The 13,495-nt window shown below is 73.0% G+C and carries 12 protein-coding genes; 9 read left to right on the forward strand and 3 right to left on the reverse strand.

Annotated elements, in window-relative coordinates; all coding sequences use genetic code 11:
• Positions 1-94 precede the first annotated feature (94 nt).
• The 6 genes from ACI79R_RS05905 to ACI79R_RS05930 all read left to right on the forward strand — a co-directional run bounded on the left by ACI79R_RS05905 (position 95) and on the right by ACI79R_RS05930 (position 5,799).
• The gene (locus ACI79R_RS05905) at positions 95-1,087 is read left to right on the forward strand and encodes an ABC transporter substrate-binding protein (RefSeq protein ID WP_456572652.1); all 993 of its coding nucleotides are present in this window, start codon (positions 95-97) and stop codon (positions 1,085-1,087) included.
• Between the two features lie 95 nt (positions 1,088-1,182).
• On the forward strand, positions 1,183-2,118 hold the full coding sequence (locus ACI79R_RS05910; protein WP_456572653.1) for an alpha/beta hydrolase family protein: 936 nt from the start codon (positions 1,183-1,185) through the stop codon (positions 2,116-2,118).
• A 156-nt stretch (positions 2,119-2,274) separates the two neighbouring features.
• The gene (locus tag ACI79R_RS05915) at positions 2,275-3,336 is read left to right on the forward strand and encodes an ABC transporter substrate-binding protein (protein ID WP_456572654.1); all 1,062 of its coding nucleotides are present in this window, start codon (positions 2,275-2,277) and stop codon (positions 3,334-3,336) included.
• 45 nt (positions 3,337-3,381) lie between these two features.
• Positions 3,382-4,191: an ABC transporter ATP-binding protein gene (locus ACI79R_RS05920; RefSeq protein ID WP_456572655.1), complete on the forward strand. Its 810-nt coding sequence runs from the start codon at positions 3,382-3,384 to the stop codon at positions 4,189-4,191.
• Positions 4,191-4,970, forward strand: coding sequence for an ABC transporter permease (locus tag ACI79R_RS05925; RefSeq protein ID WP_456572826.1), 780 nt, complete (start codon positions 4,191-4,193; stop codon positions 4,968-4,970). Before ACI79R_RS05920 ends, ACI79R_RS05925 begins: the two co-directional genes overlap by 1 nt.
• The gene (locus ACI79R_RS05930; RefSeq protein ID WP_456572656.1) at positions 4,963-5,799 is read left to right on the forward strand and encodes an ABC transporter permease; all 837 of its coding nucleotides are present in this window, start codon (positions 4,963-4,965) and stop codon (positions 5,797-5,799) included. Before ACI79R_RS05925 ends, ACI79R_RS05930 begins: the two co-directional genes overlap by 8 nt.
• A 93-nt stretch (positions 5,800-5,892) precedes the next feature.
• On the opposite strand, the gene ACI79R_RS05935 is transcribed toward ACI79R_RS05930, so the two are convergent.
• Positions 5,893-7,374, reverse strand: coding sequence for an APC family permease (locus ACI79R_RS05935; protein ID WP_456572657.1), 1,482 nt, complete (start codon positions 7,372-7,374; stop codon positions 5,893-5,895).
• Positions 7,375-7,626: 252 nt separating this feature from the next.
• On the opposite strand from ACI79R_RS05935, the gene paaZ reads away from it, so the two are divergent.
• Positions 7,627-9,192, forward strand: a complete 1,566-nt coding sequence (gene paaZ / locus ACI79R_RS05940; protein ID WP_456572658.1) for a phenylacetic acid degradation bifunctional protein PaaZ — start codon at positions 7,627-7,629, stop codon at positions 9,190-9,192.
• A gap of 4 nt (positions 9,193-9,196) precedes the next feature.
• Here the strand turns inward: paaZ and ACI79R_RS05945 are convergent, their stop codons facing one another.
• Positions 9,197-10,192, reverse strand: a complete 996-nt coding sequence (locus ACI79R_RS05945; protein ID WP_456572659.1) for an alpha/beta hydrolase — start codon at positions 10,190-10,192, stop codon at positions 9,197-9,199.
• A gap of 150 nt (positions 10,193-10,342) precedes the next feature.
• Between ACI79R_RS05945 and ACI79R_RS05950 the strand changes: the two genes are divergently transcribed.
• Positions 10,343-11,953, forward strand: coding sequence for a Na+/H+ antiporter (locus tag ACI79R_RS05950; protein WP_456572660.1), 1,611 nt, complete (start codon positions 10,343-10,345; stop codon positions 11,951-11,953).
• 21 nt (positions 11,954-11,974) lie between these two features.
• Here ACI79R_RS05950 and ACI79R_RS05955 read toward each other — a convergent pair whose 3' ends face one another.
• A complete protein-coding gene (locus ACI79R_RS05955; RefSeq protein WP_456572661.1) occupies positions 11,975-13,000 on the reverse strand; it encodes a TerC family protein in 1,026 nt (341 codons plus the stop codon).
• A gap of 181 nt (positions 13,001-13,181) precedes the next feature.
• Between ACI79R_RS05955 and ACI79R_RS05960 the strand changes: the two genes are divergently transcribed.
• Positions 13,182-13,490: a winged helix-turn-helix domain-containing protein gene (locus ACI79R_RS05960; protein ID WP_456572662.1), complete on the forward strand. Its 309-nt coding sequence runs from the start codon at positions 13,182-13,184 to the stop codon at positions 13,488-13,490.
• Positions 13,491-13,495: the final 5 nt, after the last annotated feature.

Consider the following 13,495-nt stretch of genomic DNA (forward strand, 5'->3'; position numbering starts at 1 on the left):
CGACTCTTCCGTCGGCCCCTCCCTGTCGTGGTCGGGCGACGGGACGCACACGCACGTCTCCTCCGTATCGGCCAACTACCCCACGGGAAGTGCAATGTCGACATCGCGACGATCCTCAACCAGGGTCGGACTCGCCCTGTTCGCCGTCTCGGCGCTGGCGCTCGCCGGCTGTTCCGGTTCCGACAGCGACTCCGGGACCCAGCAGGCCGCGGCCGAGGCCACCGGCGAGCCGGAGGTCGCCGACATCACCTTCGGCATCCTCCCGACCCCGGACTACGCGCCCGTGCAGATCGCCATCACCGAGGGCTTCTTCGAGGACGAGGGCCTGAACGTGACCACGGTGGTCTCCAACCCCGGCACCGTCGTGCCGTCGCTGCTGAGCGGCGATCTCGACATCGCGGGCGTGAACTGGCTGGGCTTCGTCCAGGCGGTCTCGCAGGACGTGCCGCTGCTCGCGGTCGCCGAGTCCGACCTCGGGTCCCCCGGCTACGCGGAGATCATGGTCGCCGCCGACTCGCCCTACCAGACGCTCGCGGACCTCGACGGCAAGACGATCGGCGTCGTCGCCACGCCCGGCAACTGCGACCTGATCCCGCTGGGGCACCTCGCCGGGGAGGACTCCGACGCGCAGCCCAACTTCGTCAACCTCCCCATCCCCGAGATGGCCGGGCAGATCTCGCGTGGCGGCGTGGACGCGGCGTGCGTGCCCGAGCCCACCCTGAGCGCCATGAAGGCCTCCGGGGAGTTCCGGTCGGTGCAGGACGTCTTCTCCGGTGACTACGAGGGCTTCCCGATCGTCGGGTTCTCCATGTCGCGCGCCTTCGCGGAGCAGAACCCGAACACCGTCGCGGCGCTGAGCCGGGCGCTGGAGAACGCCACGAGTCTCGCGGCGGAGAACCCCGACGCCGTGCGCGCGGCACTCAAGGAGTTCACCGAGATCCCGCCGGAGGCGATCGACGCGATGGTCCTGCCGACCTACGCCGAGGAGACCGACCCGGGGCGGATCGAGCAGGCCGTCGAGCTGCTCCAGCAGACGGGCACCAACGCCGAGGCCGAGCTCCCGGACGGTTCCATCTACGGGCAGTGAGCCGCCCGTAGTGCCGCCGGCACGGGATCCGCCAGGGCGGGTCCCGTGCCGGTCGGCGACCACCACCACCATCGCGAGAGCCGGAGGCGGTCGGCATGACCGACATCAGCGACATGAGGGCCAGCGTCGGGCACGAGCCGTCCAGCGGCCTCTACTACGAGATCCTCGGCGACGGCACGAGCTATCCGCACCCGATCCTGTTCATCCACGGGGGCGGCGGCAACGGCGCGGGGTGGCGGCGCAGCCTGGACGGCCGCGCCGGGTGGGCCGACCTCCTCGCCGCCGACGGCTACGAGTGCTGGGTGACCGACTGGCCCGGGTCCGGGCGGTCGGCCTACCGGGACTACGAGACCCTCGAGTACGCCGACGCGGTCGACGGCTACATCCGGCTCCTGCGGGACGTCATCGGCCGGCCGGTCGTCATCGTGCCGCACTCGATGGGCGGCGCCATCACCTGGCGCCTGGTCGAGGAGGTTCCCGAGCTCGTCGCGGGCGTCGTCGGGATCGCGGCGGCCTACCCCGCCAACATCCAGCGGAGGTCGGAGGTCACCAGCGACGACGGGACGCACGTCGAGCTGACCTTCGCCGACACCGGCGTCGTCTTCCGGGTGGACCGGACCCGGCCGTACGTCTACAGCCGCGAGTACATGGAGAAGCAGGCCGGCGGCGACGGGCCGCTCATCGACCCCGAGTGGCGCGAGGGCATGCTGCGCCACCCGGGGGCCATGGCTCCCCGTCTGCTGCTGCAACGCGTCGGCGTGCTCGACGGCATGCCGGTCATCGAGGACACCACGGGCTTCCAGGGCAAGACGGTGCGGCTGGTCGCCGGCGACCACGACCTGGCGCACACCCGTGAGATCGAGAACCGCACCGTCGAGCTCCTGCGGTCGTGGGGCGCCGACGCCCGCCTGGTCTGGCTCGCCGACGAGGGGCTGCCGGGCCACAGCCACTGGCTGACGCGGGAGCGCAACTACCAGGACGTGCTGGCCGTGGTGCGCCGGCAGTTCGAGGAGATGCGCCACCCCGTGTGATCGGCGCTCCCACGCGGGGGAGCGGCGTGCGCGGGCGGCCGTCGGGGTCCGGCACCCGGAACGCGGTCGTAACCGGGACGACCTTGACAGGCATCACAAGGTGCATACAGTAGCCAGCTATCCGGCGAGGTGCAGCCGGTCACATCGGAGGTCCCAGTGCGCGTATCGCGAATCCCCTCGGTCCTCGTCGGGATGACCCTGCTCGTCGCCGGCTGCAGCGCCGGGGCGGACGAGAACGTCGAGACCACGGAGGCCGGTGACGAGACCTGCGCCGACATCGACCTGGGCGCGGCCCCCGACCAGCCCACCGCGATCCGGATCGGCCACGGCGTCGCCTCCGAGGAGCCGTTCTGGCTGATGAGCGTGGCCGACGACGTCGTGGAGCACCGCGACAGCTGGTACACGATGGAGCTCGCCCCGTTCCGCGGCACCGCCGAGCGGCTGACCGCCTACCAGGCGGGTGACCTCGACGCCGTGGTGATCTCCCCGCAGGCGCAGATCAGCGGCACCGCGCGCGGCGCGCTGGACCTGTACACGGTCGGCACGATCATGCGCGAGGCCGACCCCGATGCCTTCAGCACCAGCTTCGTGGCGCTGGAGAGCAGCGGCATCGACTCGATCGAGGACCTCCAGGGCAAGCGCATCGCGGTCGTCGACGAGGGGTCGCAGCTGGACTTCCTCGCTCGCCAGGCGCTGCGTTCGGTCGACCTGGACCCCGACGCCGACGCCCAGTACGTCGTCTTCCCGTTCCCGGCGCAGCTCGAGGCGCTGCGGGGCGGGCAGATCGACGTCGCCGGCCTGCCGGAGCCCTTCTACACGCAGGCCACGAGCGGGGGTGACGTGCAGCCGGTCTTCGACGCCGCCGACCTGACCGACTACGCCTACGACCTGCTCACCGTGTCCTTCGACAAGCAGTTCGTCGAGGACAACGTCGGTGCGGTGTGCGCCTGGGCCGCGGACTTCGCCGCCGCGATGGAGTACTACCGGGGCAACGTCGACGAGGCCAAGCAGCAGCTGGTCGGGACGCCGTTCGTCACCCTGCCGCCGGAGGTCTACCTGCAGACCAGCGACTACGCCCGCCCCGAGGGCGGCGTGGTGGACACCGAGGGCACCCAGCAGATGATGGACACGATGATCGAGTTCGGCATCCTCCAGGAGTCCGACCGGATCGACGTCGAGACCCTCGTCCGCCCCGGGGTCACCCTCGGCCACCAGTGACCCGCGCACTCGGCAGGGACCAGCGTCCAGGAGGGGGGAGTGGCCGTGAGTGATCCGTCCGCCGGGCTGCCGGAGGCGCTGCTCTCGGTGCGCGGGGTCGACAAGGTCTTCCGCCGGGGCGGGCGCAGCGTGACCGCGCTCGACGGTGTCGACCTCGAGGCACGGGACGGCGAGTTCGTCGTGGTCATCGGGCCGTCCGGCTGCGGCAAGTCGACGCTGCTGCACATCCTCGGTGGCTTCGAGACCGCCACCACGGGGACCGTGACGATCGGCGGCCAGCCCATCACGAAGCCGGGCCGCGACCGGGGCATGGTCTTCCAGAAGGCGACCCTGTTCCCCTGGTGGACGATCGAGCGCAACGTGGCCTGGCCGCTGGAGGTCGCGGGTGCCGGCCGGAAGCAGTGCCGGGCCCGGGCCGCCGAGCTGCTCGATCTGGTCGGGCTGACCGGCTTCGCCGACGCCTATCCGGGGGAGCTCTCCGGCGGGATGCAGCAGCGCGCCGGCATCGCCAGGACGCTGGCCCTCGAGCCCCGCGTCCTGCTGATGGACGAGCCGTTCGGGGCGCTCGACGCCCAGACCCGGGAGCTGATGCAGGAGGAGCTGAACCGGATCTGGCAGCAGTCCGGGATCACGGTCGTCTTCATCACCCACGACATCTACGAGGCGGTCTTCCTGGGCGACCGCGTCGTGGTGATGAGCGGTCGCCCCGGGAAGATCATCGCCGACGTCCCGATCACGCTCGCCCGCCCCCGGGACAACGAGATCAAGGGCAGCAAGGAGTTCGCCGAGTACCACGCCCAGCTGTGGGCGCTGCTGCGGGACGAGGCGATCGCGGCGGAGGGCGTCCGCACGTGATGGAGGCGGTCCTCGCCCGGAAGTGGCTGGCCTCCAGCCTCTTCCTCGTCCTCGTGCTGGTGGCCTGGCAGGTCGTCGGGGCGGCGGGCCTCCTGCCGGCGTACGTCCTGGCCCCCATCGAGATCGCCCAGGCGCTGTGGACGACGCTGCGCGAGGGCGTGCTGCTGCCGGCCTCGGGGCAGAGCCTGCTCCGCCAGCTCAGCGGGTTCCTCCTGGGCAGCACCGCGGGCGTCGTCCTCGGGCTGCTGGCGGGGGTCTCGCGCTGGGCCGAGGACGTGTTCGACACGCTCGTGTCGCTGACCTACCCCCTGCCGAAGATCGCCCTGTTCCCCGTCGTGGTCATCTGGCTCGGGTACACCGACACCGCGCGCATCCTGGTGATCGCGGTCTCGTGCTTCTACCCCTCGTTCATCAACGCACTGGCCGGCACCCGCGGGATCGACCCCCGCCTCCTGTGGGTGTCGCGCAACGCCGGCGCCGGGCGTCTCCGGGCCTTCCGGCAGGTGGTCCTGCGCGCGGCCATGCCCTCGGTGGTCAACGGCGTCCGCCTCAGCCTGGCGCTGTCGTTCATCCTCACCTTCGCGACGGAGTCGCTGGGAGCCAGCCGAGGCGGCCTGGGCAGCCTCATCGAGGACGGGTTCAACGACCTCGTCTACCCGCTGATGTGGGCCGGGGTCGTGGCCTTCGCGATCTACGGCTTCCTGGCCGACCAGATCTGGAGCCGGCTCGCCGGCAGGTTGCTGCGTGGGCAGCGTGTGGAGGCGGTCGGACGTGGTTGAGGTCCTGAAGGCGCCGCCGCCGGCGGCCTCGCACGAGGGGGACGTCGAGCGTCGCACCCGGTCGTGGCGGCCGGGCGAGGCCGCCGTGCGCCGGATCCGGCGGGTCGCCGTCGTCGTCCTCACGTTCGTCGCCTGGGACCTCACCGCGGCGGCTGCGCAGAGCCGGCTGCTCCCCGGGCCGCTGGCGGTCGGCCAGACGCTCTGGCGTGCGCTGTCCGACGGCACCATCTGGTTCCACGCGCAGCTGACCTTCCAGCGCGGGCTGACCGGGCTGGCCATCGCCGTGGTCGGGGGAGTGGTGCTCGGCGTCCTCCTCGCGCGGGTGCGCTGGCTGGACGCCGCGCTCGAGCCCCTGGTCGCCGCCACGTATCCCGTGCCGAAGCTGGCGCTGTACCCGTTGCTCATCCTCATGCTGGGCTTCGGCGCCGGGTCGAAGATCGCCATGGTCGCCCTGGAGTGCGCCTACCCGATCATCCTGACCACCTACGCGGCCACCCAGGCGATCGACAAGCACTACTTCTGGCTCGCCCGCAACGTCGAGGCCGGCGTGCTGGCGCGCTTCCGCGTCATCGTGCGGGCCACCACGCCGGCGATGGTCGCCAGTCTCCGGATGGCCACGCCGATCATGCTCGTGATCATGGTGGTCACCGAGATGCTCGGCGAGAGCCGCGGCCTGGGGTACCTCATCCGCCGGGCCGGCACGGACTTCGACCCGATGACCGCCATGGCCGTGATCCTGCTGCTGGCCATCATCGGCTTCGTGCTGGACCGCCTCATCGTCTTCGCGGCGAACCGGACCGGCCGCTGGGCGGGGGAGGTCCGGCTGTGACCGGCTCCCGCGCCGTTCTGCACCACCGCGGCTGCCGGCGGGCCGGCTCCGGCCCCTCCGGTCGGGAGGTGCCGGAGCCGGCTGCGCCCGCGGCTACCGCGGGGCCGGCAGGGTCTGGCCGGGCACCGGCTCCGGGGACGGGTCGATCCGCTCGAGGTCGACGTCGAGCCCCGCGTAGACCTCGGGACGGCGGCTGCGCAGGTACGCGGCGTACAGCAGGCCCCCGACCAGGGCGGCGACCAGGAGCCACGGCAGCAGCCTGACGTAGAGCGCCTCGGAACCGGCGAGGACGGGGAACCGGGCGATCGCCATGGCGCAGATGACCAGCAGCCCGAGGAGGCCGAGGCCGGGGGCGACGAAGGTCTTCCACCAGCGGGCGTCGCGCCGCCGGCGGAAGTGGACCACGATGGCCAGGGCGGCCATCAGCTGCAGCACGAGGACGCACAGCGTGCCGAACCCGATCATGACGGGCACCAGGGTGGTGATCGGGTCCAGCCCCGCGACGGCGAAGGCCCCGGCGAGGAGCACCGCGAAGGTCGCGTTCACCGCCATCGCGCGCTGGGGGACGCCGTTGCGGCGCGTCGTGGCCAGCGCCGCCGGCAGGACCCCGGCCCGGCCCAGCGAGTAGAGGTAGCGCGCCGCCATGTTGTGGAAGGCCAGGAGCGCGGCGAACAGGCTCACGACCAGCAGCACCATGGCCACCCGCAGCAGCCCGGTGCCGAGGTACTCGTCGACGAGCACGAAGACCAGGTCGCCCGTGGGCAGGTGCTCGAGGGCCATCTGCTGCGCCCCGCTGACGCCGGCGGCGCTGACCAGCGCCCAGACCGTGAGGGCGTGGACGAGGCCGATGACGACGATCGCCGCGTAGGTGGCCCGCGGGATGGTGCGCAGCGGGTCCCGTGACTCCTCGCTGAACAGCGCGGTGGCCTCGAAGCCCAGGAAGGCCGTGGCGGCCAGGAGCAGCGCGATCGCGACCGAGCCGCCGAACATCACGTCCGCGTGGAACACCTCGATGCTGAAGCCGGTCTGCGCGAACACGGCGACGCAGAACGCGAGCAGGGTGAGCACCTCGAGGACCAGAGCCACGCCGAGCACCTTGGCGCTGATGCTGATCCCGCCCCGGGCCAGCAGGAACGCGGCCACCATCATGGCCACGCCGAGCAGCGCCCAGTGCAGGTCGATGCCGGTGAGGTCGACCAGGACGACGGAGGTGAAGAACCCCGCCGTGCCCACCGCCCCGGCGACGAAGAAGTTGTAGCCCATCGTCGCGATCAGGCCGGCGACCAGTCCTCCGGGCCGGCCCAGGCCCTTGACGACGAAGGCGTAGAACCCGCCGGCGTTCACGACCTCGCGGGACATCTGCGCGTACCCGACGGCGAACAGGAGCAGGATCGCGGCCACGGCGAGGAAGGCGAAGACCACTCCTCCGCCGTTGCCGAGCGCGATCGCCAGCGCCGTCACCACGATGGCGCCGGTCAGCGGGGCGACGGCGGCGAGCACCAGGAAGACCACCCCGGGAACTCCGAGCTGGTCGGGGGCGAGTCGGGTCTCCGACCCGGCGCCGGACGTCGTCATGCTGCTTCCTCCCGGTACGGGGCGTTCTCCCCTGGTGGGGGCGCCCTGTGTGGCGCAGACCATATTGAGCGGCCGCTCAGGGATCAAGGAACGTCACGCGGTCGTGACCTGTGGTGCCGAACCCTCTCCGCCGCGCAGCCACCCGCCATGCGGCGGCCGGTGCCCGCGGCGGACGTGCTACTAGCCTTGTGCTCTGTCGAGCTGGACCTGTAGAACTCCGGGGATGCCTGTTCCGGAGTCGAGGAGGACGCGGTGAGCGCACCACTGCTGGAGAGCTACGTCGCCGGGAGCTGGTACCGGGCCCCGGACGAGGGGACGACGCTGGCCGACGCGGTGACCGGCGAGCCGGTCGCCCGCATCAGCAGCACCGGCCTCGACGTGCCGGCGATGCTCGACCACGCCCGCTCGGTCGGCGGGCCGGCCCTCCGGGCGCTGGACTTCGGCGAGCGGGCGGCGCGGCTCAAGGAGCTCGGCAGCCTCCTGATGGCGGAGAAGGCGTCGTTCTACGAGCTGTCGCGGCGCACCGGAGCGACCGACCGCGACAGCACCGTCGACGTCGACGGCGGCTTCGGCACGCTGCTCGCCTACGCCGGTCGGGCCCGGCGCGAGCTGCCGGCCGGCGGCGTCCTCGTCGACGGCGACCTCGAGCCGCTGGGCAAGGGCGGCACCTTCGCCGCCCGCCACGTGTGGACGCCGCTGCGCGGGGTGTCGGTGCAGATCAACGCGTTCAACTTCCCGGTGTGGGGATTCCTGGAGAAGCTCGCGCCGGCCTTCCTCGCCGGCGTCCCCACGATCGTCAAGCCGGCCAGCCAGACCGCCTACCTCACCGAGGCGGTGTTCCGGCGGATCGTGGAGAGCGGCCTGCTGCCGGAGGGCAGCGTGCAGCTGCTCGCCGGGAGCGCGGCCGGCGTGCTGGACCGGCTGACCGGCCAGGACCTGGTGTTCTTCACCGGCTCGGCGGACACCGCCCGCTCGCTGCGCAGCCACCCCGCCGTCGTCGCCAACTCCGTGCGGTTCAACGCCGAGGCCGACTCGCTGAACTGCTCGGTGCTCGGCCCCGACGCCGGCCCGGGGACGCCGGAGTTCGACCTCTACGTCGGCCAGCTGGTCACCGAGATGACGGTCAAGGCGGGGCAGAAGTGCACCGCCATCCGGCGCGCCCTGGTGCCGCGGCAGTGGGTGGGCGAGGTCGTCGACGCGGTGGGGGAGCGGCTCTCGCGCGAGGTCGTCGGCGCTCCCGGTGCCGAGGGCGTGACCATGGGCGCCCTCGCCAGCCTCGGCCAGCGCGAGGAGGTGCTGCGCTCGGTGGACCGGCTGCGCCGCGCGGCGGACCTGGTGGTCGGCGATCCCGGCTCGTTCGACGTGGTGGGCGCCGACCCCGACCGCGGGGCGTTCCTCCCGCCGCTGGTGCTGCGCGGGGACCCCGACGCCGCCGAGCCGCACGACGTCGAGGCGTTCGGGCCGGTCAGCACCGTGCTGCCCTACGACTCGGTGGAGTCCGCCGTCGACCTCGCCGTCCGCGGGCAGGGCAGCCTGGTCGGCTCCCTGGTCACCCACGACCCCGACGTCGCGCGCACCGTCGTCCTCGGCGCCGCGCACGCCCACGGCCGGATGCTCGTGCTCGACCGGGACGACGCGCGGGAGAGCACCGGCCACGGCATCCCCATGCCGATGCTCGTGCACGGCGGCCCCGGGCGCGCCGGCGGCGGGGAGGAGCTCGGCGGCCTGCGCGGCGTGCAGAAGTTCATGCAGCGCACCGCCGTCCAGGGGTCGCCGGCGATGCTCGCCGGCATCGGTCTGGCCGACGCCGGCGCCTGAGGGGTCAGCCGCCGGCCGGCTGCGGCGCGCGGTACCGGGCCAGGAAGTCGCGGAACCCGTCGAGCAGGAAGGCGCGGGCCCGGCGGCTGACCGGTGCCGAGCCCGCGACCAGGTCGAACCCGTGGAAGGCGCCCGGGTAGACCTCGCAGCTGACCGGCACCCCGGCGCCGCGCAGCCGCTCGCACCAGTCGACGACCTCGTCGTGGAAGGGCTCGATGTCGCCGACGAAGGTCAGCGTCGGCGGCAGGCCGGCGAGGTCGGTGGCGCGGGCCGGCGCGGCGTAGGCGGGCACGTCGCCGGAGCGCAGCGGGCCGAGGTAGAGGTCCCAGGCGGCGGTGTTGGTGGCGGTGTTCCAGACGGGGGTGCCGTTGTCGCGGGAGGAGGCGGTGGGCCGGTCGTCGATCATCGGGTAGAGCGGCACCTGGAAGGCGACGGCGACCTCGCCGCGGTCGCGCGCGAGCAGCGTGACCGCGGCGGTCAGCCCGCCCCCGGCGCTCTCCCCGCCGGCGACGAGCTGGTCGTCGGCGACGCCGAGCTCGGCGGCGTTGTCGCGCAGCCAGAGCAGGGCGTCGTAGCAGTCGTCGAGCGCCGCGGGGTAGGGCGCCTCGGTCGACAGCCGGTAGTCGGGCAGGACGACGACGGCATTGCTGACGGTGGCCAGGCGCCGGGCGGTGGCGGTGCTCTGCTCGGGCGCGCCGATGGCGTAGCCGCCGCCGTGGATCCACAGCACGCCGGGCACCCCCTGGCGCGGAACGGCGGGGCGGACGACGAGCAGTCGCAGCGGGGAGCCGTCGCGCCGGGTCGTCCAGCGCTGGCCGATCTCGACGTCGCCCCGGATCCGGGTGGTCTCCTCGCCGGGCCGGCGCCGCCGCCGGGTGAGCGCGTTCATCACCCGGACCTGCCGCCGGTAGCCCTCCGGGGTGCTCGGGGTGAGCCGGCCCAGCAGCCGCCCCATCCGTGCCAGCCCGGGGTCGAGCTCGTCGCCGCTGCCAGCCGTCATCTGCCGCCTCCTCGGTGTCGGCTCATCCTGCCCGTCCTCGCCCGGTTCCGAGGGCCTGCCGGGGCCGGATGACCGGACCCTCCCGGACGGCGTGCGCCTTCCCTAGCGTGGTCGCCGGCGTGGTCGCCGTCGAACAGCCGGGAGGTAGCCGTGAACGGACTCGAGATCACCGTGATGATCGGTACCGCCGTCTTCGCCGGTGCCGTGCTCGCCCCGCGGCTGCGGATGGCCGTGCCCCTGCTCCTGCTGGTCCTCGGCCTGCTGCTGGGCTTCGTGCCGGAGTTCCGCGAGGTCGAGCTGCCGCCGGAGACGGTGCTCCTGCTCTTCCTCCCGGTCATGCTGTTCTGGGAGAGCCTCACCACCTCGCTGCGCTCGATCCGCCGCGACCTGCGCGGCATCCTGATCATGAGCACGCTCATGGTGGTGGTGACCGCGTTCGCGGTGGCCGGCATCGCGTACGCGCTGGGCATGCCGTGGCCGGTCGCGCTGGTGCTCGGCGCCGCCCTCGCCCCGTCGGACGCGACCGCGGTCGCCGCGCTCGGCCGGATGCTGCCGCACCGCCACTTCATGCTGCTCAAGGCCGAGAGCCTCACCAACGACGGCACCGCCCTGGTCGTCTTCGCCCTCGCCGTGGGGCTCGCCGTGGGCGACTCCGTGACGCCGCTGGAGGTCACCGAGCGGGTGCTGCTCTCCTACGTCGGCGGCATCCTGGCCGGGGCGCTGGTCGCCGCCGTCGCCTACCGGGTGCTGCGCGGCCTGCGGGACGCGACCGCCATCAACCTCGGCCTGCTGCTCGTGCCGATGGGCGCGTACCTGGCCGCCGAGTCGGTCGAGGCCTCCGGCGTGCTGGCGGTCGTCGTGGCCGGGCTCGTGGTGTCCTACGTCTCGGCGCGGATCAGCACCGCGGCGTCCCGGCGGCAGGCCGACTCGGCCTGGCCGCTGGGCACCTTCGTGCTCAACGGCGCGCTGTTCGTGCTGATCGGGCTGGAGTTCCAGGCGGTGGTCCGGGAGCTCGCCGCGCGCGACGTCGGCCGGCTGCTCGCGGTCGTCGTCACCGTCTGGATCGGCATGCTCGTCGTCCGCTTCGGCTTCCAGACCCTCAGCGTGCTGGTCATCCGGCTGCTCGACCGCCGCCCGTCCCAGCGGGCCCGCCGGACGACCTACCGGGCCCGCATCGTGCACGCCGTCGCCGGCTTCCGGGGCGCCATCTCCCTGGCCCTGGCGCTCTCCGTGCCGGCGACGACGCCGGACGGGGGAGCGGTCTCCGGCCGCGAGGACGTCGTCGTGGTGACCGCCGGCGTCATCATCCTGACGCTGCTGGTCCAGGGGCCGCTGCTCCCGGCGGTGGTGCGGTGGGCGCGGCTGCCGGAGGACACCACCAGCGAGGAGGAGCTGCAGCTGGCCTACGAGGAGATCAGCCGGGTGGCCGTCGAGGCGCTGCCCGACCTCGTCGAGGAGCACGGGATCAGCGAGGAGACCCGCGAGCGGCTGGTGCGGGAGCACGAGGAGCGGACGCGGGACGCCGCCCCGGTGGCGACCGCCCCGCCGGTGGAGGACGGAGCGGTCACGGTGGCCGAGCACCGCCGGGTCGACCTCGAGGAGGAGTACACCCGGCTGCGGCTGGCCGTGCTCGACCGCAAGCGCGAGGTGCTGGTCCGCCTCCGCCGGCAGAGCGCCATCGACGACTCGGTGGCCCGGCGGGTGCACACCCGCCTCGACATCGAGGAGCTGCGGCTGACGGGGGTCGAGCCCGTGGACTGACCGGGCCCGACCCCCGCGGGATCACCCCACGCCGGCCCGCCGGGACCGCCGGAACAGCGGCTCGGCCGCGGCCCGCTCCTCCTCGGTGGCGATCCGGAACGGGGGGACCGCCGGGGCCGGGGCCGCGCGCCGGCCCTGCCCGCGGGTGGCGCGGAGGCTGGCGACGACCGAGACGGCCAGGATCGTGGCGATGACGGCCAGGCTCACCGTGGTCGGCACGTAGTAGACGTCGATCTTCAGCAGCATCTTGACCCCGACCCACATGAGCACCAGGGCCAGCCCGACCTTCAGGTAGACGAAGCGGTGGATCAGGTCGGCGAGCAGGAAGTACATGGCGCGCAGCCCCAGGAGGGCGAAGGCGTTGGCGGTGAAGACGAGGAACGGCTCGTCGGTGACGGCGAAGATGGCCGGGATGGAGTCGACGGCGAAGACGACGTCGGTGACCTCGACCAGGACGAGCACCGCCAGCAGGGGCGTGGCCAGCAGGACACCGCCGCGGCGGACCAGGAATCGCTGGCCGTGGTAGGCGTCGGTCATCGGCACGTACCGGCGGAACAGCCGAAGGACCCGTGACCGCGCCGGGTCGATGTGCTCGTTCCGCTGCCGCAGCATCCGCCAGCCGGTCCACAGCAGGAAGCCGGCGAACAGGTACAGCACCCAGCCGAAGGTGGAGATCAGCGCCGATCCGCCGGCGATGAACAGGCCGCGGAGGACGAGCGCGCCGAGGACGCCGAGGAACAGCACCCGGTGCTGGTACTCCCGCGGCACCGCGAAGAACGTGAAGATGATCGCCCACACGAAGACGTTGTCGACGGCCAGCGACTTCTCGATCAGGTAGCCGGCGAAGTACTGCTGGCCGAACTCCGCGCCGTGCGCCCACCAGACCCAGGCGCCGAAGCCGACGCCGATCGCGATCCACACCGCCGACCACGCCGCCGCCTCGCGGACGGCGATGACGTGCGCCCGCCGGTGGGCGAACAGGTCGACGGCGAGCATGACGACGATCAGGCCGAGCACGGCCGGCCACAACCACAGGGAGACGTCCACGGATCCTCCTCCGGTCCTCGACGACCGGAGGTCTCTCCCGGCACCGCGGCGCGCTGCCACGGGCCCGTTCCGCCGGGCCCCTCCGACGGGGCCGTACTGACGACGGAGCGCTGCGGGGATACTCCCCTCCGAGAACGAGTGAAGCAGAGTTCACCTGATCGCGCCATGCAGGAGGCCGGACGTGCCAGCGGTCGAGCGCCCGCCGTGGACGTTCCTCACCAACCACGGCCACGTGCTGCTCGCGGTGGCGACGGATCCCGACGCCCGGGTCCAGGAGATCGCCGCCCGGGTCGGCATCACGGCCCGGGCGGCGCTGAGCGTCCTCCGCGACCTGGAGGACGGCGGCTACCTGACCCGGACCCGCCGCGGCCGGCGCACCCACTACGACGTCGCGCGGCACCGGCCGTTCCGCCATCCCGGTGAGGCGCACCGCGAGGTCGACGACCTGCTGGCCATCTTCACCCGGCCCGATCCGCCCGGGACGAGCTGACGGGC

Source organism: Blastococcus sp. SYSU D00820 (assembly GCF_054050695.1).